General features: G+C 64.2%; 18 protein-coding genes. 3 read left to right on the top strand and 15 right to left on the bottom strand.

Going from position 1 to position 20,589, the window contains the following annotated elements; translation table 11 throughout:
- Positions 1-7: 7 nt before the first annotated feature.
- The 5 genes from OKA05_RS03145 to OKA05_RS03125 all read right to left on the bottom strand — a co-directional run bounded on the left by OKA05_RS03145 (position 8) and on the right by OKA05_RS03125 (position 4,552).
- A complete protein-coding gene (locus tag OKA05_RS03145; RefSeq protein WP_264485642.1) occupies positions 8-940 on the bottom strand; it encodes a TIM barrel protein in 933 nt (310 codons plus the stop codon).
- A gap of 54 nt (positions 941-994) precedes the next feature.
- Complete coding sequence (locus OKA05_RS03140) at positions 995-1,789, bottom strand: cysteine peptidase family C39 domain-containing protein (protein ID WP_264485641.1); 795 nt, start codon at positions 1,787-1,789, stop codon at positions 995-997.
- The gene (locus OKA05_RS03135) at positions 1,786-2,571 is read right to left on the bottom strand and encodes a thiazole synthase (RefSeq protein ID WP_264485640.1); all 786 of its coding nucleotides are present in this window, start codon (positions 2,569-2,571) and stop codon (positions 1,786-1,788) included. Before OKA05_RS03135 ends, OKA05_RS03140 begins: the two co-directional genes overlap by 4 nt.
- 171 nt (positions 2,572-2,742) lie before the next feature.
- Positions 2,743-3,489 (bottom strand): DUF2071 domain-containing protein, encoded by a 747-nt coding sequence (locus tag OKA05_RS03130; protein WP_264485639.1) that lies wholly within the window; start codon positions 3,487-3,489, stop codon positions 2,743-2,745.
- Between the two features lie 70 nt (positions 3,490-3,559).
- The gene (locus tag OKA05_RS03125; protein WP_264485638.1) at positions 3,560-4,552 is read right to left on the bottom strand and encodes a malate dehydrogenase; all 993 of its coding nucleotides are present in this window, start codon (positions 4,550-4,552) and stop codon (positions 3,560-3,562) included.
- Between the two features lie 246 nt (positions 4,553-4,798).
- Between OKA05_RS03125 and OKA05_RS03120 the strand changes: the two genes are divergently transcribed.
- The 3 genes from OKA05_RS03120 to hpt all read left to right on the top strand — a co-directional run bounded on the left by OKA05_RS03120 (position 4,799) and on the right by hpt (position 6,635).
- Positions 4,799-5,608 (top strand): hypothetical protein, encoded by an 810-nt coding sequence (locus OKA05_RS03120; protein WP_264485637.1) that lies wholly within the window; start codon positions 4,799-4,801, stop codon positions 5,606-5,608.
- A 123-nt stretch (positions 5,609-5,731) separates the two neighbouring features.
- Complete coding sequence (locus tag OKA05_RS03115) at positions 5,732-6,052, top strand: hypothetical protein (protein ID WP_264485636.1); 321 nt, start codon at positions 5,732-5,734, stop codon at positions 6,050-6,052.
- Between the two features lie 49 nt (positions 6,053-6,101).
- Positions 6,102-6,635, top strand: coding sequence for a hypoxanthine phosphoribosyltransferase (gene hpt, locus OKA05_RS03110; protein ID WP_264485635.1), 534 nt, complete (start codon positions 6,102-6,104; stop codon positions 6,633-6,635).
- Positions 6,636-6,823: 188 nt separating this feature from the next.
- Here hpt and OKA05_RS03105 read toward each other — a convergent pair whose 3' ends face one another.
- The 10 genes from OKA05_RS03105 to OKA05_RS03060 all read right to left on the bottom strand — a co-directional run bounded on the left by OKA05_RS03105 (position 6,824) and on the right by OKA05_RS03060 (position 20,537).
- Positions 6,824-7,615: a hypothetical protein gene (locus OKA05_RS03105; protein WP_264485634.1), complete on the bottom strand. Its 792-nt coding sequence runs from the start codon at positions 7,613-7,615 to the stop codon at positions 6,824-6,826.
- Positions 7,616-7,842: 227 nt separating this feature from the next.
- Positions 7,843-8,946: a chorismate synthase gene (aroC, locus tag OKA05_RS03100; protein WP_264485633.1), complete on the bottom strand. Its 1,104-nt coding sequence runs from the start codon at positions 8,944-8,946 to the stop codon at positions 7,843-7,845.
- 43 nt (positions 8,947-8,989) lie between these two features.
- Positions 8,990-10,231, bottom strand: a complete 1,242-nt coding sequence (locus OKA05_RS03095) for a glycosyltransferase (protein WP_264485632.1) — start codon at positions 10,229-10,231, stop codon at positions 8,990-8,992.
- 94 nt (positions 10,232-10,325) lie between these two features.
- Positions 10,326-13,034, bottom strand: a complete 2,709-nt coding sequence (locus OKA05_RS03090) for a vWA domain-containing protein (protein ID WP_264485631.1) — start codon at positions 13,032-13,034, stop codon at positions 10,326-10,328.
- The gene (locus tag OKA05_RS03085; RefSeq protein WP_264485630.1) at positions 13,031-13,420 is read right to left on the bottom strand and encodes a hypothetical protein; all 390 of its coding nucleotides are present in this window, start codon (positions 13,418-13,420) and stop codon (positions 13,031-13,033) included. Before OKA05_RS03085 ends, OKA05_RS03090 begins: the two co-directional genes overlap by 4 nt.
- A 5-nt stretch (positions 13,421-13,425) precedes the next feature.
- Positions 13,426-15,255 (bottom strand): vWA domain-containing protein, encoded by a 1,830-nt coding sequence (locus tag OKA05_RS03080; RefSeq protein WP_264485629.1) that lies wholly within the window; start codon positions 15,253-15,255, stop codon positions 13,426-13,428.
- 32 nt (positions 15,256-15,287) lie between these two features.
- Positions 15,288-16,169, bottom strand: a complete 882-nt coding sequence (locus OKA05_RS03075) for a DUF58 domain-containing protein (RefSeq protein ID WP_264485628.1) — start codon at positions 16,167-16,169, stop codon at positions 15,288-15,290.
- Entirely contained in the window at positions 16,166-17,713 is a 1,548-nt protein-coding gene (locus tag OKA05_RS03070) for an ABC transporter permease (RefSeq protein ID WP_264485627.1), read from the bottom strand. The genes OKA05_RS03075 and OKA05_RS03070 overlap by 4 nt, the downstream gene beginning before the upstream one ends.
- Positions 17,713-18,732, bottom strand: a complete 1,020-nt coding sequence (locus tag OKA05_RS03065; protein WP_264485626.1) for an ABC transporter ATP-binding protein — start codon at positions 18,730-18,732, stop codon at positions 17,713-17,715. Before OKA05_RS03065 ends, OKA05_RS03070 begins: the two co-directional genes overlap by 1 nt.
- Positions 18,729-20,537, bottom strand: a complete 1,809-nt coding sequence (locus OKA05_RS03060; RefSeq protein ID WP_264485625.1) for a hypothetical protein — start codon at positions 20,535-20,537, stop codon at positions 18,729-18,731. The genes OKA05_RS03065 and OKA05_RS03060 overlap by 4 nt, the downstream gene beginning before the upstream one ends.
- Between the last annotated feature and the right edge of the window lie 52 nt (positions 20,538-20,589).

Genomic DNA, 20,589 nt, shown 5'->3' with positions numbered 1-20,589 from the left:
CCATGCCTTACGATCCCGCGAATGCCTTGCGGAGCAAGTCCAAGCTCTTCGGAATTGCGGTCAGCGGGTCCTCCTTGCCCTCGAATTCGAGCGAGACGTAGCCCTTGAAGTTCGCATCGCGCAGGATCTTCGCGATCCGAGGGTAATCGAGATCGAGCGTGTACCAAACGCCGCCGCCGAAGTAAGTCTTTGCTTGGAGTAGCACCGTGTCCGTGGCGAGCTTCGCCAGGCGGTCATACGGGTCTTCGAGGAAATTCCCGGTATCCAGCGTGACCCGCAGCCACGGCGAGTCGATCGCATCCACGACCCGCTTCACGCCTTCCGGAGTGACGCCGAGGCCCCAGTGGTTTTCGAGGCCGAGGGTGACGCCGCATTTCTCCGCGACGGGCAGGATCTTCTTATACGACTCGATCACCCAGCCGTAGGCGTCTTCCTCGGTGAAGCCTTCGAGCGGTTGCTCGACGCCGCGCTTGGCCATCAGGTCATTGAAGTCCTTCGAGGTGCCCCAGGTGCCGGAGTTCACCCGCATGGTCGGGATGCCCATGGCGTAGGCCTGCTCGATGCAGTCGGTCGTGTGCTTGATCTGGGTCTCGCGCTTCTCCTTGTCCGGTGAGAGGAAGCCTTGGTGGGTCGAGTAGCCCATCAGGTCGAGGCCTAACAGAAACGCGTGGCGCTTGATCTTCTGCAGCGTGGCATTGTCGGTGGAAACGAGCTGGCGCTGGAGCACCTCGAAGCCATCGAAGCCCATCCGCGCCGCGTGATCGAGGCAGGCAGGGATGTCGCGGAGTTCCTCGCGTTGGAAGCCCCAGAAGGAATACGAGGACACACCGATGCGGTTGGCGGGGAAGACCGGCTTCGGGATTGTTTCCTGGGCTTGGGCAGGCAAGGCGGTCGTCACTCCGGCAAGGGCTCCGGTGGCGAGGAAATGGCGGCGGTTCATGATGGCGCGAATGATCACGGAATCGCCGGAAAAGCAAGCTGGGTGTCCCGCTTCTTACTCCCGCTGCACCGACATGAAGAACGGCTCGAACTCGACCCACTTGCGAAAGTCCGCCAGTGACATGCGGACTCGCCCTCGCAGCGGATCGATGAAATGGATCTCCTCGGCCGTGATCTTCAGCACGGCAATGAAATGCCCGGCCATCTTGCTGCCGGTACCGAGGATGCCCGGCAGGTCTTCTTTCTCGGGTAGGCCCTCGGGCGAAAGGAAGCGCACCCGGTAACCCCTCTGGCGCAGGGAACGGGCGAGGTGCCAGGCCTCGGTGCTGCTTTGCGAGCTCCACGACTCGCGCGCGAGATCGCGCTCGGTGACTTCCTTGTCGCCAAGGAAACGCAGGATGTTCGCGGCGCTCGCAGGACCACAGGTGACCACGGAGCTTTGATAACACACGTCGCCCTCCCATCGTTCCTCCAAGGCGGCGACATCGAGCGGCCGGAATACCGGCTTGAGAAAGGGGATCGTCAGCAGGAACAGACCGGCCCCGGTGGGCAAGGGCTTCAGCAGCTTCGGCAGCAGATTTCGCCACGCTCCCGCAGCGGCACCAAACAGCGCGAGGAAGCCTTCGCCAAACGACAGCGAGCGGAGTTGATAGAGCAGGGGAGGCTCCGGCAGCCAGTGGAAATAGTAGAAGGCGAACCACGCACCCGGCAGGCACAGCAGTGTCAGCAGCAGCGCCACCGTCACCTGCACGCCACGGCTCTGCTTGTCCGTGAGCTTCCACGCCGCCACGTGCAGCGCGACAAAGGCCACCAGCACCAGGCCGAAGGCGACCGGCGCGCTGATGCTCATGCGTGATTGAGGAAACCGGTCAGCGGACTGGTGGCCGAGGCCGCATCGCGGCGTTCGGGCAGGCCGAGTTCATAGGCCTCGCGTCCGGCTTCGACGGCCTTCTTGAAAGCGATGGCCATCCTCACTGGATCGGAGGCGACGGCGATGGCGGTATTGATTAGCACGGCATCCGCCCCGAGCTCCATGGCTTCCGCGGCGTGGCTGGGCGCGCCCAGGCCTGCATCGACCACCACCGGCACGATCGCTTGCTCGACGATGATGCGGATCTGGTCGCGGGTCGCGACGCCTTTGTTAGAACCGATGGGTGAACCGAGCGGCATCACGGTGGCGGTGCCGACTTCCTGGAGTCGCTTGGCGAGGACCGGGTCGGCATTGATGTAGGGCAGCACGGTGAAGCCTTCCTTCACGAGGATCTCCGCGGCCTTCAGCGTCTCGATCGGGTCCGGCAACAGGTACGTGGGATCGGGATGAATCTCGAGCTTCACCCACTTCGGCAGGCCAGCCGCGGCGGCGAGACGGGCGAGGCGCACGGCTTCCTCCGCATTCATCGCGCCGCTGGTATTCGGCAGCAGCAGGTATTTCTCGGGATCGATGAAATCGAGGATGTTCGCATAGGGGTCGGCCTTGCCACTGAGGTCGGCGCGGCGCAGGGCCACGGTCACGATCTGGGTGCCGGAAGCGGCCAGCGCGTCGCGCATCGTCTCATTCGACGAGAATTTCCCCGTGCCCGTGAACAGGCGGGATGAGAACTCGCGACCGGCAATGACAAGCGGCTGGGACATCGGCGGCGGACTGTAGGAGAGCCGCCCCTGCTTGCAAGCCCGGGGGGGACTGGTCCGTAAGGAGCGACGACCTTACTGTCGTCGGAGTGTGGAGGTGTTTCCACTGGCAGCCCACTCCGTGCTTCGCCCGACCAGTGCACATCGACAGAAATGTCGATGCTCCTTATTAAATCACGCAGGCACCGCGAGCCGCCGGCCTTCCATGCCGTGCCACTCGTGCGGCATGTCGCGCATGATCAGGGCGTGATCAAAGACGGCGCTGCCAACGGGAAAGAGCGCCCGATCATCGAAATACGAGGAAGTCACGTTGGTGATCGCCAAGGGCCGGACCTTCCATTGGTAGGTCTCCAGGCGGATGCCATCGAGACGACAGCCGTCCTTCGTGGCAGAGTAGCCCACGCTGCCGGCTTCGAAAAACGCGGACGACTCTTCGAGCGAGCGGAAGCAGGACGAGGCGGGAAACTCAAACTCATCGGACTCCTCGGCGCTTACCGAGAGCGTCATGCCGCCATCGCGGGCGCGCGCCTTGATCTCGATGATGCCCTTGTCATCGCAGACGATGAAGTCCGCCAGATGATGTTCGCCGGGGAATACCCGTCCGCCAGCCAGGTGATTGGCGAGTGAACTGGTATCGCGCCGCGGAATGAAAACGCCTTCGCGAGTCGTGCCATCGTCGTCTTCCCAAAGCACGGCGATCCGGTGCGCCACATTCTCGCTGTTGATGCCGGCCCATGCGGGAAGTGTCCGCGGGCGAATATCTTCCAAGCGAATCAGGCAGATCCCCGCGATGGCGTGACCGCGATGCAGCTTCGGCCGGAGTCCCTCGGGCAACACAGCAGCGACCGCCCTCGGATCCACCCGGTAATTCACCAGCAGTCGGCGACGAATCAGGCCGGTAACGATGGGCAGGGAAAGCATGCCCCACCACCAAAGCAGAAAGCCGTGGGAAATCCCACGGCTTTTGCATGAATTTTTTATAACTTTCGGCTTAGGCGGGGATCAGATCCTTCACCGCCTCGCGCTCCTCAAGCAGCTCGCCGATGGTGGCGTCAATCTTGCCTTGGCTGAAATCGTTAACCGGCACGCCCTCGACCACTTCCCACGTGCCATTGGTGAGCGTGCGGATCGGCATCGAGGCCATGATGCCCTTGGCGATGCCGTAGTGGCTGCCATCGGAATACACGGCCACGCTGTGCCAATCGCCGGCCGGGGTTGGATTGACCAGGCTGACCACGGTATCGATGGCGGCATTCGCGGCGGAGGCCGCGGAGGAGGCACCGCGGGCAGCGATGATGGCGGCGCCGCGCTGCTGGACGGTCTTGATGAAGTCGCCCTTGAGCCATTCTTCATCGGAGATCACGTCGGTGACCGGCTTGCCGCCGATCTTCGCGTTGGTGAAGTCGGGATACTGGGTGGCCGAGTGGTTGCCCCAGATGCAGAGGTTGGTCACATCGGAGTGATGGGCGCCGGACTTCTGGGCGAGCTGGCTCTTCGCACGATTCTCGTCGAGGCGGGTCATCGCGAAGAAGCGGTCCTTCGACACGCCATCGGCGTTTGCGGCGCAGATCAGGGCGTTGGTGTTGCAGGGATTACCGACGACCAGCGTGCGGACATCGGAGGCGGCGTTCTTGGCGATCGCCTGGCCTTGGCCGGTGAAAATCTTGCCATTGATGCCGAGCAGGTCGGCGCGCTCCATCCCGGCCTTGCGCGGCACCGAGCCGACGAGCAGCGCCCAGTTGGTCCCACGGAAGCCTTCATTGAGGTCCGAGGTAGGCACCACCTCGCGGAGCAGCGGGAAGGCGCAGTCATCGAGTTCCATCACCACGCCCTTGAGGGCCGGCATGCCGGGCTCGATTTCGATCAACCGCAGGTTCACCGGCTGGTCAGGGCCGAAGAGGGCACCGGACGCGATTCGAAAGAGAAGGGCATAGCCGATCTGGCCGGCGGCGCCGGTCACGGAGACGGTGATTGGAGCTTTCATGGATTTCAACGGACGTTGCGGGGGGAGGTAAGCGCGCTCATCCCGGCCGGTCAACCGTGGAGCAACCGCGAATTCAAAGACCCCGCCCGACAATTTGGGGCTTTCCAATAGCCTCCCTCTTCTTACACCTGAAACCGTGAAATCGTGGTGATTCCGGCAGTGGCGATGGGATTTCTCGCTGGGAAACTCACCGAGAGGGAAGCTGCAGCGTCCGCTTCCGCCCATGATACCCCGGCCCCGGCGAAAGTGAGTGTGCGCCCTCGAACGGGTGCGGCAGTTCCCCATGCGACGAGGAAACGTGAGGTTTCCTCGCCCTTTGCCATTCCTGCCGAGCAAAACCAGGATGCGCTGATGGAATGGGTGGAGGGGATCGATGCCGGCAACTGGCGCTCGTATCTGGAGATCGCCACTTCGGAGCAGGCTCGCGATCGCCAGTTTCTCGATTTGCCCTCGGTCGAGAGCCTGCTCTTGCTGCGGCGGCTCGGGGAGATCGCTCCGGAGGAGACGATTCGCTCGCTGAACGAGAAGAAGTTCCTCAAGACCCTGCCCGAGGTGGTGGATGGATGGGCGCGCGTGGCTCCTCGCGAGGCCTTTGAGAGCTTGCTGTCGCGACGGCTCATGATTTCGACGGAGATCGAAGGTGCCTGCTTTGGCCGGGCCGTCGCGGTGATGTTCGCCACCGATCCCCAAGCGGTGTTGAACCGGTCGCCGGCGCGGGTGGGGGAGTATCCGTGCTCTCTCAGCGAAGGCGTCGCGAATGCCTTGCCTCGTTATGCCGGAGTGGAACGGGTCGAGGCACTTCTGGAATCCCGCTGGGATGATGTGGCAGGGGATCTTCGTACCAATTGGGGCCGCGCCGGGGAATTCACGGCATGGTCGGAAGTCTATACAAGGTCGCTCTTGAAGTCGGGCGAGCCCGCCGTGCAAACCCAGCAGATCATCGAACGCAGCGAACGCCTCCTCGCGCGGGAGAACCTCAACCCGCAGGTCCGCGGGGTCATCGAGCATCAGCTCGCGGAGTGGCGGAAAATGGCGGCGGGCACGAACGGGCAGTGATGGGTTTCTCGTGAAGATGCTCCGGTAAATCGAGGAGTTGTCCGATTTTCCGCTATGCCGGAAGCTTCAGGGATGCTAACCAACTGCCAGTCAATGGCGGTGCGGCGAAAAAGAGTCTCGGGAGTGAAATTGAAGCGTCTGGAAGCCCAGACGCGGGTGATTTCCGCGGCCAATCGCATCATTTTCGCGGTCATGGGCCTGATCCTCGGGATGGCTGTCGTCGCCACGGCACTGCCGCAACAGCGGCGGCTGAAGGACCTCGAATTCAAGCTCGCGCAAACGCTCGAAGCGGAGAAGCGGGTGTTGGCCGAAAAGGACTACCGCGAGACCGAATACCTCGCGCTCAAGGAGGACCCCGCGTTTCTCGAACTCAAGGCGACCGATCGCCTGAACCTGCATCGCGCGGGCGGCAAGGTATATCGCTTCAAGCGGACGCACGATTGATTGATCTGATCGCTTGATCCGGGCCGCTGGGATGCGGAGTCTCGCGGCCATGGAAGAAGATATCGAGCGCGTGTTGGTGGATGAGCAGGTGATTCACAAGCGGCTCGATGTGATGGCGCTTGAGATTCGCAAGGACTTCCCGGGCGAAGTGCTGGTAGTGGTGGTGCTCATGAAGGGCGCGTTCGTCTTCGCCGCCGACCTGCTGCGCCGCGTGCCGCGGATGCTGGAGATGGAGTGCATCAATGTCGCGAGTTACCACGGCGGCACCGAGAGCAGCGGCGTGGTCAGCTTTCTCGATCACAAGCTGCCGGATGTGAAGAGCCGCAAGGTGCTGGTGCTGGACGACATCCTCGACACCGGCCGTACGCTGAAGGCGGTAGTGGACCGGCTCTATCAGGAAGGGGCGTCGGAGGTGAAAACCGGCGTGCTGTTGTCGAAGGATAAGCCACACACGGACAACATCGCGGCTGACTACGTGGGGTTCTTGATCGCGGATGAGTTCGTGGTCGGATATGGGCTGGATTATCAGGGGCGCTATCGGAACCTGCCGTACGTCGGCGTGCTGAAGGCGGAGGCTCAGTGAGGTTTGGTAGGCGCATTGGTGACAATGAGGAAGCATGGGGGCTGCGGGCTTCAAGGGACCACTCCGCACTTTCACAAGTGGACCTACGCAAAGACATGGTAGGCGCATTGGTGACAATGCGGAAGCACAAGGGCTGTCGGCTTCAAGGACCATTCCGCACTTTTACAAGTGCGCCTACTGAAGAGCTGTTAGAGCCGCAGATCTGCGAGCATCTTCCTCAAATCGGGATTCGCCATCACATGATCCAGCCGTGGGTCGCGCAGGATGTCGGCGTAGCGTTTGGCTTTTGCGAGTTCACGCAGCCTTGCATCGTGAAGGATCAGCGAGCGAATTTCGGGCTCCTCCATCACGAGGATCGCCTTGGGCGGCGGCGTGCTGTCGCCGAGCGCGATGAGCTTGGCCAAGGTGACCCGGGCGTCTTCCGCGAGCGGGTCGATGCCTTGGAACCAGCCGGCCGGCAGGGCGCGATTGATGGTGTCCTTCAACTCGGCAAGGAAGGCCGAGGGCGCGGTGGTGCCCTGGCTGCCATCGACGAAGCTCCGGATCTCCGCAACCGAGCCGATATTCCGCAGGGCGGTGGCACCGGTGAACCACAGCAGCGCGGCTGGGATCAGGCTGAACAACATCGTGACCGCCCAGCGGACCGGCGAGCGCTTGTTAGACTCGGCGATCCCTTCATTCGGCCTGCCGAAGGGACGCACCGCGAAGTGCAGCAGCTTTCGCAGGAGAAAGAATGCCGCCCCACCAGCGAGCACGGGCGCGATCCACGGGCCGCCGGGGATATCGATCGCCGGGGCATGCCGCCATGCCAGATAGGCCGCGAAACCGCTGAGGCAAACCACCAGCGAGCCCGCGAAAATCCGCAGCAGGCCACGCAGCACCGCGAGGCTCGCACAGGCACCGAAAATCAATAGCGCCGCGGTCCCGAGGCTGACCTGCGGGATCGTCTCCAAATCGAGCGCGGCGAGGAGTTCCTTCATTCAATTACGCTGGGAGCGCGGAAGATTGGCGAAGGCATGTAGCCAATCTGGGCCGACCGTAGGTCGGGGCCGGAGGCCCGAGGGGGCTGGCGGAGCCCCCCGAGCCAAGCTCCGTCCCGCAGAAGCAACCCGCGGGCTGCTGATATCAGGCAGATGAATCATCGGACTCTATTTGGAAAGCTGCTGTTGGGGACCACTCTTCGGGCCAGCGGCCCGCGCTCCCGGCGTCAAGCGTCCGGAGCAGGGAAGCCACCGACCTGCCCGCGTTGGCGCAGCAGGTGATCGCACACGACCAGCACGGCCATCGCTTCCACCATCGGTACGGCGCGCGGCAGCACGCAGGCATCGTGGCGGCCGCGGCCCGCGAGTTCGGTGTTCTCGCCGTCGCTGGTCACGGTGTCCTGCGAGGTCATGATCGTGGCGGTCGGCTTGAAGGCCACGCGGAAGACGATGTTCTCGCCATTGGAAATCCCGCCCTGAATGCCGCCGGAGCGGTTGCTGGTGGTGCGGACCTTGCCCTCGACCATGCGGAAGGGGTCATTGTGCTCGCGGCCTGTTAGAAGCGTGCCTGCGAAGCCGGAGCCGATCTCGAAGCCCTTGGTGGCGGGAAGGGAAAGCATCGCCTTGGCCAACTCCGCCTCCAGCTTGTCGAAGACCGGCTCGCCGAGTCCCGGCGGGCAGCCGCGGATCACGCACTCGACCACGCCACCGACCGAGTTGCCTTCGCCGCGCACTTCCTTGATGCGCTCGATCATGGGCTCGACCATCGCCGGATCGCCGGTGCGGACGATGTTTCCCTCGATCATCTCCGCGGTCACGGAAAGGGGATCGACGTCTGCATTGAGATCGTGGATCGACTTCACCCACGCCAGCACCTCGATGCCGGGGCAGAGGTGATCGAGCACCTTCTTCGCCACTGCGGCACCGGCCACGCGGCCGATCGTTTCGCGGGCCGAGGCGCGGCCACCGCCGGAAAGGGCACGGACGCCATACTTCGCGTCGTAGGTATAGTCGGCGTGGGAGGGGCGGTATTTCACCGCCATCTCCTCGTAGGCACCGGGGCGCTGGTCCTCATTGCGGACCAGCACGGCGATCGGCGTACCGAGGGTGGCGCCATCGATCAGCCCGGAAAGGATCTCCGCCCTGTCCGCTTCCTTGCGCGGGGTGACGATATCGCTCTGGCCCGGCCGGCGGCGGTCAAGCTCGTGCTGAATGTCTTCCACCGTCAGGGGAACCCGCGGCGGGACGCCATCGATCACCACGCCGACGCCGCCACCGTGCGATTCTCCGAAGGTGTGGATGCGGAAGGCGTGGCCGAAACTCGATGACATGGGCGGGACTGTAGGCAGCCGGAGCCCCGCGCCAAGAGCGGTTTCACGGCTTCATTTCCTCGACTAGGTCGCAGGTCCGCGCCATCCAGCCCGCGGGATCGAAGCGCCGGGAGATCTCGGCGGCCCGTTGTTTCAGCGCGGGATCTGCCAGCATGCCATCGAGCACGGAAGCAATGTGGCGCGCCTTGAACTGCCGCGGATGCAGGCCGCCGCCGGTGCCGAGGTCGTGGATCCGGCTCAGATTGTCGAGCTGGTCGTGGGCCATCGGCATCAGGAGTTGCGGGACGCCCGCCCGAAGTGCTTGGGCGCAGGTGCCGACGCCGCCGTGGTAAACCATCGCCGCCGCCCGGGGCAGCACCTGGCTGAAGGGCACGTAGGAGAAATGGCGAATCCCATCCGGCAGATTCGCCGGGACGGTATGGGCAAAGCGGCTGATCAGGATGCCGCGGCGGCCCAACAGCTTCAGCGTCTTTACGGCTTCGTCAAAGAACTCGTGCCCGCGGTCCATCGCGCTGCCGGGGGTAAAGACGACCGGTGGATCTCCTTCGTCGAGGAAGGCCTCTAGCTCCTGCGGCACCTCGCGTTGGCTGCTTTCATCAAAGAGCGGGAACCCGGTCTGCCGCACCTGCGTCGGCCAATCCGGCTGCGGCGGGCCATACCATTCGGGGAACAACGCGATCACCCGGTCTGGCGAGTGCCAGCCATTGATCATTTCCCGCGTCGGCGGCAGGCCGTGCTGCTTGCGGAACCGATTCAGCTCGGGCAGCACGTGGTGGTCGACGACCTTCGCCGCGATCCACCATTGGAAGACCTTCAAGAAACGGGGCGCCCACTGCGGCACCGGCGCGCCATGCATGACCGGCTGCCGGTAGCTGCTGACCATCAGCGACGGGGCAAGGTGAACGCTCACGACCGGCACGCCTAACAGCTCGCGCACGGTCATTGCTCCCCATGCCAGCGAGCTGGCGAGGATGAGGGTCTTGCCCGGGATATTCAGCTCGCGGGCGACTTCCAGGATCGGTCCATAGCTCGGGTTGACGGCGTGGCGGATGATCGAGGGCAGGGCCTTGGTCGGATGCCAAAGGTGCGGGTCGCCCTGGACGCGCTCGAAATCCGCCACGGTGCCCATCCCGCGGAAGCCGAGCCCGGAACGTGTGACCACGTCTTCGAAGAACGCGCTGGTGGCGACGATGACCTCGTGCCCGCGCGCTTGCAGCGCCTTCCCGACACCGACGAAGGGGTGCACGTCCCCCGCGCTGCCCATGGCGTAGATCAGGATGCGCATGCGTGGGCGTTCTCGGCGGGGCGGGGCTGCTTGGCAAGTGTGCGTGAATGCATCGCGCCGAACACTTTCAATCGGATTCGACCCCTTGGGCGGGCTACTTCCGGTCCTTCGCCCGCTGATAACGGGAGCGGCGCTCAGCCGATTCTTCGGACGGTGTCTCGGCCGTAACGACCGGCTTCTCTTCCTCCTTGGCGAAGACCGGTTCGGCCTTCGCCGCCTTGACCTTCTTCGGCTTCACGACCTTTTCGCGCGGGGCGAAGTTTGGCATGGCGGGGAGTGGCATTTTCCAACCGGTGCGGGTCAGCAGGGCTTCCAGCACGAGGAAACCCAGCATGGACAGCGCGATCCACAGGCGGAGGGAAACATCCTGGCGGTTCGGTGGGCGCAGCCAGGCCTCTTTCAGATTGATCAACTCGCGGCCACCGGTCTGCGCCGAAACGGTCCGCAACTCGGCCAGCCGCTCGGGCTCGAAGGCCCACTCGACCGACGAGCCGACGGTGACGGGGCCGAAGGGCAGGGCGTGCTCGCCCACCTGGATGGCACCGCGGACGATCGCTCCTTCATCCAGATCCTTGGTGACCGAAAAATGCCCCGGCGCGATGCGCTTCCATGGGACATCGTAGGGCGCGGCACCCGGGCCGCTCTCCAACAGGCGCAGCTTCGGCGGCATCTTGGAGAGCTTCTGCGACCACTCCTCGGGATCGTAGAGCAGGTCGAGTGTCAGGCGCGTGCCATCGAGCCGGTGCTTCAGGCCGATGCCCGGCGGGAGGTCCGTGCCCATCAGAAATCGGGTCATGGTCTGAACGAAGTCGCCGTAGCCCTTCCAATCGCGGATCCTCTGAGAGAATTCGCCGCCGAGCGGGAAGGACACCGCGGCACTGCGGCCGAGCCCGCGGTGGGCATGCGCGACCAGCGGGGCGATGTACTCGTCCTTGCTCACCAGCGAGTGAGTCGCATCTTCGCGGAGGTAGGAAAGGTTGTAGCCGTCCACCTCCGGCAGCCAATCGAGCAGCTTGGGAGAGATCTCCGCCCAGCGACCGGTCGGCTGCGCGCCCACCGGATCCTCCACGAAGGCGGAGCGGGCGATGGTCACGGTTTCCTGCGCGAAGATCCTCGGGATATCGACCGGCTGGTCGGCAAAGAAGATCCGTCCGTCGCCGAGCTTGGCGATGTCCTCCAAGAGCTTGGAATCGACGTCGGCCTTGGTGCCCATGCCGATGACCGAGACGGTGCAGCCTTCCTTCTTCATCTCCCCTAACAGGCGCTTGTAGTCGCCCGGTTCCTCGGAGTCATTGGCATCGGAGAAGAGGATCACGTGGCGGGTGCCGGACTTGGAGGTCTTGAGCTCATCCCACGCGGCCTTGAGTCCTTCATAGACGAAGATACCGCCGCCCTGTGACTTCACGCTGCGGGCCCGGGCCTGGAGCTTGGCCTGGTTTGCCTTCACCTCGGTCAGCGGGATGATGGTCTCCGGCGCGCTGTCCACGGCGAGCACGCAGACCTGATCCATCGGGCCTAACAGCCCGATCGCATCCGCCGCGCCGTTGTTGGCGAGGTCCATTTTGACCATGCCGCCGCCGACGCCGACCGACATCGAGCCGGAGCGGTCGAGCACGATGGCGAGCGCCACGGACAGCTTACGGTGTTCGGATTTGAGCTCCATCGACACCGGCAACAGCGCATCGATGGACGATTGGAAGTAGCCGCCCGAGCCGAAGGACTGCTTGCCGCCCGCCATTAGGAAACCACCGGCCTGCTCGCGGACGAAAAAGTCGAGGGCATCGAGGAAGTCGTTCGGCACTTCGAAGGCCGGGACGTTGTTGAAAATCACCGCCCGCGCGCCGGTCAGGCGGCCGGGACGCAGGTCGGCGGGATTCGTCACGACATCGACGGTGAAGTCGAGTGACGCCAGCACCTTGGCCACCGGGTCGTCGGCATACTTGGTCACAAGCAGGACGCGAGGGCCGCCGGCGATCTCGATCCACCGCGAGGCCTTGTTGTTGCCGGGATGGGCATCCTTGAAGGGGGAATCACTGCCGACGACGACCTCGGCTTCATACTGGAAGGCCCCGGCGCGGGAGATGCGGTCGGTGAACTCGACCCGGCCCACGCCCTGGAGCAGCTTGACCTTGGTTTCCGTCAGGGTCTGGCCGCCGCGGCGGAGGATCAGGTTGACGGCAGTGTCGGAAGATCCGCGCACGGTGGCGGCGATCAGGAATGGCTCGCCAGCCTGCACGCGCTCGGGAAGCTCCAGCCGGGAAAGGCGGAAGTCATCGAGCGTTTCCTCGCGGATCAGGCGGAAGTCCACCGGGATGCCGCGCGCCTGCAATTGTTCCGCGGCCTCGTGCAGCGGCTCGGTGGCGAAGCCATCGGTGAAGACCAGCACGCGGGCCGGGCGGTTCTCCTTGGCCAGCGCGGTGATGTGCGACAGCGCGAGGCCGGTGCGGGTCAGCTTGCGCGAGCCGGTAAAGCTGGTGCCGTCGCTGCCCTGCTCGACGATCTCCGCACCGTAGTCGAAATAGTGCGCCTCATCCCGATGGCTCGGCTTGGCCTGGTCGAGCAGCCGCTTCCACTCGACCAGGTTCTTATCCACCAGGTTCTCGGTGGAGTCGGACCGGTCTAACAGAACGAAGAGATCCAGCGCGTCTTCCTGCACGTTCACCTTCGGATCGGCGAGGCCGAAGGCGGCGAGCAGCACCAGCAGCAACCGCAGCGGCGACCACAGGCGCAGGGATTTCCAGAACCAGCCGATGAAGAGGAAGGCGGGGACCAGCAGGAACCACTCTGGAGAGCCGAAGGTCATGGGATCAGCCAATGGTAGAAGGGCTTCGGCGCGTTTTCATCGATGAGCTTGTGGCGGCCGTTGACCCAGGCTTGTGAAAGGTTGCCACCTTGTCGTTCGACCAAGCGGATTTCGACACGTTTCTTGGGAGTGGTATCGACGAAGCCGTCGCATTTCAGTGGCACGGCAGGCCGAGACTTGCCGGGGAATTTGCGGAAGACAGTGAGGTCGCCCGCGGTGGTGATGCGTCCGGCATTCGCCCCGGTAATCCAATAGCTTCCTGGCGTCGCACCCCACCCGCGTTGAGTGACGGTCAGCGAGCCATTCTTCTGGCGGTAGGCGGTGGTCGTGGTGCAGGCGGTGAAGAGAAGCGGCACGATCGCGAGCAGAAATCGGTGGGAGTTCATGTCGGTCAGGCGTTGGCGGGTTCGGGAGCGGCGGCCTTTCTCGCCGCCACACGCTCACGGGTGAAATGCCACGAAATCAGCAGGGCGGCGAGCAGCAAGAGGAACCACGCGCGCCACCAGTGATCTTCCTCGGTGTGGCGCTCGACCGCGGCGGCGCTGCCTTGGTCGAGCGTGTTGGCCGGTTTGCAGTCGTTGAAATCGGCCTCGCGGGTGTCGGCGAAATGCACGCTGGCGGTGAGCAGCTCAGTCTCGCCCTGGCGGACGCGCAGGAAACCGGCCTCGAGCGGGGCGTCGAGCTTCACCCGCGTGGAAGCGGGAAGGGTGGTGGTCTTCACGACCTTGCCGTCGAGTCCGAGCGTTTCGACGGTCAGCGCCGGAACCTCGGCCCCGGTTTTGGCGGCGAGCGTCACCGGTTGGCCGCTTTCGAGAAGCTCGGCCATCGGCGCCACCTTCGCCTCACGGAGTTCCTCGGCGAAGCGGTGGAGCATCACGATGAAGGCGGGCAGGGTGGAGGCATTCGACAGGCGCAGGTCGAAATTGAAGCAGAGCTGCCGGATGGCCGGTTTGTCCGCGGTCGGCTCCGATTCGCGCAGGAAGATCAGCGGGCGCGTGTCCTGCTTCAGCAGCACCGTGTCGCTCTCGCGGAGCTGGAGCTGGATGGTTTCGCGCACCAGCAAGGACTGCCAGTTGAGCGCGTCGATCAGCGGGTGCCGCTCCGCGATGATACCTCCCTTCAGGTAGGCTCCGCCGCGGGTCTCGTCCTTCACGAAGACGATGGCATGCCCGCCGGGGAGCACCGGATCGAGCGGATCGTAGGAAAGAATCGTCAGGTCCGAGGTCGCGGTGTCGTTGACGGTTTCGGTGGCTTCGAGAGAACGCAGCAGCTTCTTCGTGAGCTCTTCGTAAGCGCCCCCGGTGGCGGCGAAGAGCGCGAGCTTCTTCGGCTGCGGGACCACGATCGGCAGCACGTCATCAAGCGTGAACGTGTCCGGTGAAAGCACGATCTTCAGGCGCTGGGCATTCTCCGGAAAGGCAGCCTGAAGGGTCATGATGGCGTTCGGCTCCAGATCGATCGCGCGCGGCTCGGTGCGGGAGCCGTCGGGCAACTCGACCTGCCAGGTCCGCGAACTACGATGACCGGAGTAGTTCCGCACGAGCGCTTGGAACACCTTCGCGCCTTCCTTTTCGCCGATGGTCACCCCGGTGAAACCGACATTGTCGATCGGCTCGCCGAGCGAAAGCAAACGCGCGTCGAAAGGCGGCTGCTCCACCGGCGTGTCGGTGGCATAGACGACGATGCCTTCGCGAGCGACGAGCGAGCGAGCGAGCCGCAGCGCCTGCGAGGGATCGGTCAGGCCGGCGCGTGGCTGCCAAGCGTCGAGGGTTTTGGCGAGTTCGTCCGGATTGTCGCCGGCGAAGAGTTTCGGCCGGCCCGGCGTGCTTTCCAGAACTGTCAGCTCCAGCGCGGTCGCAGGCCCTTGCAGGCCGGGCAGGGAGGCGATGAGCTTCTCCTTCAGCTTGTCCTTGATGACGGCCATCGAGGCCGATGAATCGAGCACGATGGCGACGCGCTGGGTGCTGCGCGCCTTTTGGTAGCGCGGCTCCGCCAGCAGCCACGTGAGCAGCAGCACGCCGAGGAGTTGCATCCACAGCGGGACCGAATTCATCAACCGGTCGAAGCGCCGGCCGCTCGCCGATTCGCGCTGGGTCTTTTCTAACAGAAATAGCGTGGAGACCGGGATCACCACTGCCTGGCGCTGGAGGAAATGAATCGCCAGCACCGCGGGAATCCCGAGGAGCGCCCAAAGGCCGGCGGGGTTGGTGAGGGTAAGCAAGGCGGACTAGATGGGAGATGGTGGATAGGAGATCACATTGCCGTCTCCAGCGCTCCGCTGGGCAGGGCCTCCGCAAAGAGCGCGGTCTGGAAGTCCGTCTCGCAGGCGACGCGGGCCATGCGGCACTGGTGGCGACGGCAGGCAGTCTTCCACATCGTGAAATGATTCGTGTAACTTTCCTTGTAGCGCTTCAGCACGGACGGCTCGATGCGGTGTTGATGGCGCGACTTGCGTTCGGCATCGATGAACTCGTAGTTGCCGGTCCACTCCGGTGCCGCCTCGCTTTGGAGGAAGGGAACCAGCAGGATCGGGCTGCCCTGGCGGGCGGCCAGCATGCGGATGCCGTGTTCCGGATCGCCGGGGAATAGCAGGTCCGACACGAGCACGCGGATCGCATTCCCATGGAAGGGGATGCGGGAAAGGTCGGGCGGCAGCGCGGAGTCGGCACCTTTCATCGCACGGGCTTCATCGAGCCAGCGATGGCGGGAGATGCTTTCCGGCGGGATCGGCCGCACGGCATCGCCGCGGACCAGGAAGACCGCGGTGTTCGCACCCGAGCGGCGGGCGGATTCGACCGCAAAGCAAAACAACTCGGCCACGCGCTCGGCCTTCTGCGGGTCGAAGAACATCGACTCCGAAGCGTCGAGCACCACATCCACCACGGGGCGCACTTCCTCGCGGTAGAGCTTCATCGTGTACTGGCCGGTGCGGGCGTAGGCCTGCCAATTGATATGCCGCGGATCATCGCCCGGGACGTAGGTCCGGTGGTCTTGGAAATCGAGCGACGAGCCGACGCCTGCGCCTTGGAACTCGCCGGCCTGTCCCTTCCACACCCGGGACCGCAAGGGCAGGCGCAGCCGTCCCGCAGCGGCGAGCGCTCGGGCGTGACAGCGGGTGAGTTCCTCGGCGGTCATGATGGCGACGATGTCTTGTTGGCAACGAAGTCCTCGGCTTCCCGCTCGACCTCGCGGATCGCGGGGAAGCTCCTCAGGGCGCAAATCAGGAGCAGGACGAAGTAAATCGAGGACGTGACGATCCCGGTGACGAGCACGGGGCCGAAGTCGGGTGAGGTACCGCTCGCATACCCTCCCGTTGCCGACGAATAGTGCTCACTTTGGATGTAAGCCACGACGTTCATCTGCACAGGAGGAATCCATGAAAAGAGCCAGACATACTCATCGCTGCGGGTCTCCCCCATGATCATGGCCAGCGCGATGGCGACGACGCACAAGAGGACGCCGATCAGAATGTATACTCCGAGTGGATTGCGAGCCCGTCGGAGGAAGACCCGCATGAACAAGGCCGGCAATAGCAGGGTGCCAATGGAGACCACGAGCATGACGGTGCTGATCGTGTCGGCACTGCTCATGTAGCGACCCATGGTGCCCGGCCGGGAGAAGAACACGCCGGTGATGCCGGCGATCATCAGGCCGGTGAAGACGACTCCCGACGGCCAGCCAGGATAGAGGAAGCGACCGACCACTTTCCCCAGATTGCCGAACTTAAGGAAAGGACGGCAGATCGGTGGCAGCAATTGCAACGGCTCGGTCAGTGCAATCATGATCGCCGGCACACCGACCAGCATCAGCATCACCGCCATCACCTCGCGGGGGACGTCCCCGGCCCAGCCGAGGAATGCGAGCACCGCCAGCATGCCCAGCGCAATCACACGCCGCGAGGTGCTATGGTTCTCCGCCATCGGCGCAATCATCGAGGCACCCATCGCCAATGCCATCCACGCCAGATAGGTGCCGATGGATAGGAAGATCAGCAGGGCCCAGCCGGCATGCTTTTCCTGCAACGTGCAGAACTCGATGAGATCGTCCAACTCATTGCCAAAGGTGACCGCCATGATCCCGGCCCCGAGATAGACGGCGACGCCCAGCGGCAGCAGCCCGCGGACGAGGATCGAGGGAATCGCCGACAACCCGACGGTGAGGGCGGTGAAGATCGCCGAGCCGACAAAGATCAGCCCGAGCAGCAAGAGCTCGGCGAACAGATCCATCCGCCCGAAGAAGTAGCGCAGGATCAGGTAGGGCACGATCGCCGTGAGCAGCAGCGCCGTTTGGCTGACGATGGCGACCCATTTCCCGAGCACGATCCGCCATGCGCCGAGACGGGTGAGCACCATCAGGTCGATGGTGTTGCCCTTGATCTCATTGTGCAGGGCACCGACGCCCCGCAACGGCTGCGCCACCAGGGCGGCCAGAGAGAAGAAGAAGAAGATCACCCGGCTGACGGTGAGCCCGGAGTCGCCGTCGGAACTCGCCCCGATCGCCGACAGCAGCACCACGGCGAGCAGGCCTTGCAGCGCCAGGAAAAGGATGACGAAGGTCTTCGCCCGGAGCCCCTGGCGCAGTTCTTTTACCAGCATCGGCGACAGCTTGTCGCTGAATTCGTCGAGCTGGCCGGCCACGGGAGGCGGCACGGCGGCGGGGGTAGCGGCGCTGGCGCTCATCAGTTGTTCGACGGTTCAGGCGGGGTGAAGGCAGGCAGCTCGGACTTCGGCGCGGTCGGCAGGGCCCCTTCGCCGCGGTCAATGCGGCCGAGCATGTCGATGAAGGCGTCCTCGAGATTGCGCTGCTCCTTGTGGAACTCCGTCACCTTCAGGCCGTCTTTAACCATGCGCGCGAGGATCTCCGCGGCACGCTCCGGTTCACTGGACTCGATGCGGATGCGCCCGCCGGCCTTGCGGCTTTCCAGGAACTCGACGTTCGGGTTCACCACGCACCAGTCGGAGATCGCCTGGGGATTGCCGACGACCTGCACGTCGTAAAGCATCCCGCCGGCCGAGTCGGTACCCTGCTTCAGGGTCTCCGCGTCGCCGTGGTGGACGATGCGGCCGCCGTTCACGAAGAGCAGCGAGTCGCACATCTCGCCCAGCTCGGAGAGAATGTGAGAGGAGATGAAGATCGTCTTTCCTTCCTGGGCCAGCACCCGGATCAGGTGCTTCAGCTCGACGCGTGCCTTCGGATCGAGGCCGGCAGCGGGCTCGTCCATGATCAGCACCTGCGGGTCATGCAGCAGCGCGCGGCCGAGGCAGAGGCGCTGGGTCATGCCCTTCGACAGCTTGTTAGAGAAGCGGTCGGCAAGCGGGATCAGATCGGTGAATTCCATCACCTCCTGCACCCGTGTCTTGCGCTCCTTGTCCCGGTAGCCGAAGGCGCGGGCGTAGAAGTCCAGATACTCGACCACCGTCATGTGCTCGTAGTTGCCGAAGTGATCGGGCATCCAGCCGATCAGCTTGCGCACTTCGTCCGGATGATGGACGACATTGATCCCACAGATCTCCGCCGTGCCCATGGTCGGATAGTCGAGCGACGCGAGGATGCGCATCGTGGTCGTCTTGCCGGCACCATTCGCACCGACGAAGCCGCAGACCGAGCCATGCGGGATTTCAAACGAGATCCCGTTCACCGCCTTCAGTTGCCCGAAGTAGCGGTAGAGGTTGTGAACTTTGATGGCGGCGTCACTCATGGCTTCGCGATGGGTCCGGTGATGTAGGTGCGGGTCTTGGTCCAATCGATGCCCTTCAGCGTCTCGATCGCCGGGGCATTCTCGGTCACGGCGATGAAATGGCCGGGTCGCTCGTGCAGCGAGGCGATGTCCTTCTGCAGGCCAAGCACGCGGCGGCTTCGCCCGGCGAGTTGCAGCGAGGCCTGATTGACGAACGCCATCACTTCCTCCGGCGGCACGCTGGTGCAGGTGAAGGCCTTGCCCGGCACGATCTTCTCCGCCTTCCACCAGCCATTGGCCGTGTCATGGTAGTAAAGCGTGCCGATCTCGAAATCAAAGGTGGAGAGGAACGAAGGGGTGCCACCTTCGCTGCGCGCCTCGATCCGCCCACGAGTGGGGATCACGGCCCTCAGGAAGTGGCCTTGCTCGGAGCGGCTCTGGAACCAATCGCCATCCACCTCCAGCTTGCCATCGGTGAACTTCTCCTCGTAGCGCATCCCGCCGCCGTCATTGTCAGTGGTCAGGCGTGACCATTGGCCGGTGGCGAGCGGAACGCTGGTGATCACCGCGGGCTCGCTCACGGTAAAGCCGCCGCCAAGCAGCACGCCGGTGCGGCTCACTTGCTCCTGCATGATGAAGGCGGAGTTCTCGCCATCGTCCGGCCGCACTTCCATCAGCACGGTGCGCATGCCGCGCCCGCCGAATCCGTCGATCAGGATGATCAAGGCGATCAGCAGCACGCTGGTGCCGAGCGCGATCAAGGGCGTGGTGATGAACAAGCGGTGCCGCCGCCCGGATTTCGCAAAGACAAACAGATTCACCGGCCCCACCAGCACGCCGAAGGCGACCAGGATCAGGATGAACAGACCGTAGTTGTAGCGCTGATCGCCGAACTCCGCCTTGGTGTGCCACGCGCCGCTGAAGTCGTTGCGGATGCCTTCATTCACAGGCGTCATCCGGGAGTGGTCATGAAACCGCTCGACCGTCGGCGCTGCATCTAGTGTCAAGGTGCCGCCGGTCGGCGCGAGCGGCACCAGCGTCACCCGGCCGAAGCTGCGGTCGGCCGTGCGTCTACCCTTGCCTTCGTCGGCAATCCCGAGCGTGGACAGGTCGGACGAAGTGGAGAGCGTGTAAATGATCAGCTCTCCTCCGAGGCGGTTCCAGCGCAGGATGGCCGTGCGCGCGCCGGGACTGGCATTTCCCCAGTCGGTATCGGTCATCGCGATCCCATCGTAGCCCGCATATGCCCGCCAATCCTCTGGCAGCGAACGCGCGTCGAATTTCCCCGCGAAGATTTCAGCACCTCCATAGTGCCTGCCGCTGCTGGAACTGGAAACCTGGCTATCCAGCATGGACGCATTCGGCGTGAAGAGCGGCTCGCTCAGCAGCACCGCGGGCTGGTTATCCCGGTAGCTGGTCCGCAGGTTGCCCGAGCTCCCGCCGTAGGAACCGGAGAGGCGCACCTCCATGGTCACGTTCCCGCCGTAGCGGTAATTCAGCAGGGTGGCGCACGGCACCAGCAGGTCATGGACGCTGGTCCGCTTGGCCGGGATCGTCAGGTCGAAGGAGGACGAGACCTCGCTGCCCTGGCCGCCGTGGCTGCCGTCGGAGGATTCCGTGGAGATCGTGATCCGCCCTTCCTGTTCGGAGGGATTGTTCACGGTCACGCGCACCGGCAGGAAGCCGCCGGGTGCCGGCCGACTGAACAGCGCCACCGCCTCGACCCGCGTCTTCGCCTTCGGGTCGGGCACGTGATTGAAGAGCACCTCCTGCGCCCCCAGCGGAGCGACGAGGGAGACCAGCAGGAAGAGCAGGCGTTTGAGCATGAAAGGCAACGGTGGAGATAGCGTGTTCCGGCCGCTTTGGAACTTGGAACTT

This window comes from Luteolibacter arcticus (assembly GCF_025950235.1).
Taxonomy (GTDB): domain Bacteria; phylum Verrucomicrobiota; class Verrucomicrobiia; order Verrucomicrobiales; family Akkermansiaceae; genus Haloferula; species Haloferula arctica.
This window is presented reverse-complemented; position numbering and strand designations above follow the sequence as displayed.

Coding starts and splice junctions, on each gene's coding strand:
- OKA05_RS03145 (WP_264485642.1), bottom strand. CDS start 940: ATGAACCGCCGCCATTTCCTCGCCACCGGAGCCCTTGCCGGAGTGACG.
- OKA05_RS03140 (WP_264485641.1), bottom strand. CDS start 1,789: ATGAGCATCAGCGCGCCGGTCGCCTTCGGCCTGGTGCTGGTGGCCTTT.
- OKA05_RS03135 (WP_264485640.1), bottom strand. CDS start 2,571: ATGTCCCAGCCGCTTGTCATTGCCGGTCGCGAGTTCTCATCCCGCCTG.
- OKA05_RS03130 (WP_264485639.1), bottom strand. CDS start 3,489: ATGCTTTCCCTGCCCATCGTTACCGGCCTGATTCGTCGCCGACTGCTG.
- OKA05_RS03125 (WP_264485638.1), bottom strand. CDS start 4,552: ATGAAAGCTCCAATCACCGTCTCCGTGACCGGCGCCGCCGGCCAGATC.
- hpt (WP_264485635.1), top strand. CDS start 6,102: ATGGAAGAAGATATCGAGCGCGTGTTGGTGGATGAGCAGGTGATTCAC.
- OKA05_RS03105 (WP_264485634.1), bottom strand. CDS start 7,615: ATGAAGGAACTCCTCGCCGCGCTCGATTTGGAGACGATCCCGCAGGTC.
- aroC (WP_264485633.1), bottom strand. CDS start 8,946: ATGTCATCGAGTTTCGGCCACGCCTTCCGCATCCACACCTTCGGAGAA.
- OKA05_RS03095 (WP_264485632.1), bottom strand. CDS start 10,231: ATGCGCATCCTGATCTACGCCATGGGCAGCGCGGGGGACGTGCACCCC.
- OKA05_RS03090 (WP_264485631.1), bottom strand. CDS start 13,034: ATGACCTTCGGCTCTCCAGAGTGGTTCCTGCTGGTCCCCGCCTTCCTC.
- OKA05_RS03085 (WP_264485630.1), bottom strand. CDS start 13,420: ATGAACTCCCACCGATTTCTGCTCGCGATCGTGCCGCTTCTCTTCACC.
- OKA05_RS03075 (WP_264485628.1), bottom strand. CDS start 16,169: ATGACCGCCGAGGAACTCACCCGCTGTCACGCCCGAGCGCTCGCCGCT.
- OKA05_RS03070 (WP_264485627.1), bottom strand. CDS start 17,713: ATGAGCGCCAGCGCCGCTACCCCCGCCGCCGTGCCGCCTCCCGTGGCC.
- OKA05_RS03065 (WP_264485626.1), bottom strand. CDS start 18,732: ATGAGTGACGCCGCCATCAAAGTTCACAACCTCTACCGCTACTTCGGG.
- OKA05_RS03060 (WP_264485625.1), bottom strand. CDS start 20,537: ATGCTCAAACGCCTGCTCTTCCTGCTGGTCTCCCTCGTCGCTCCGCTG.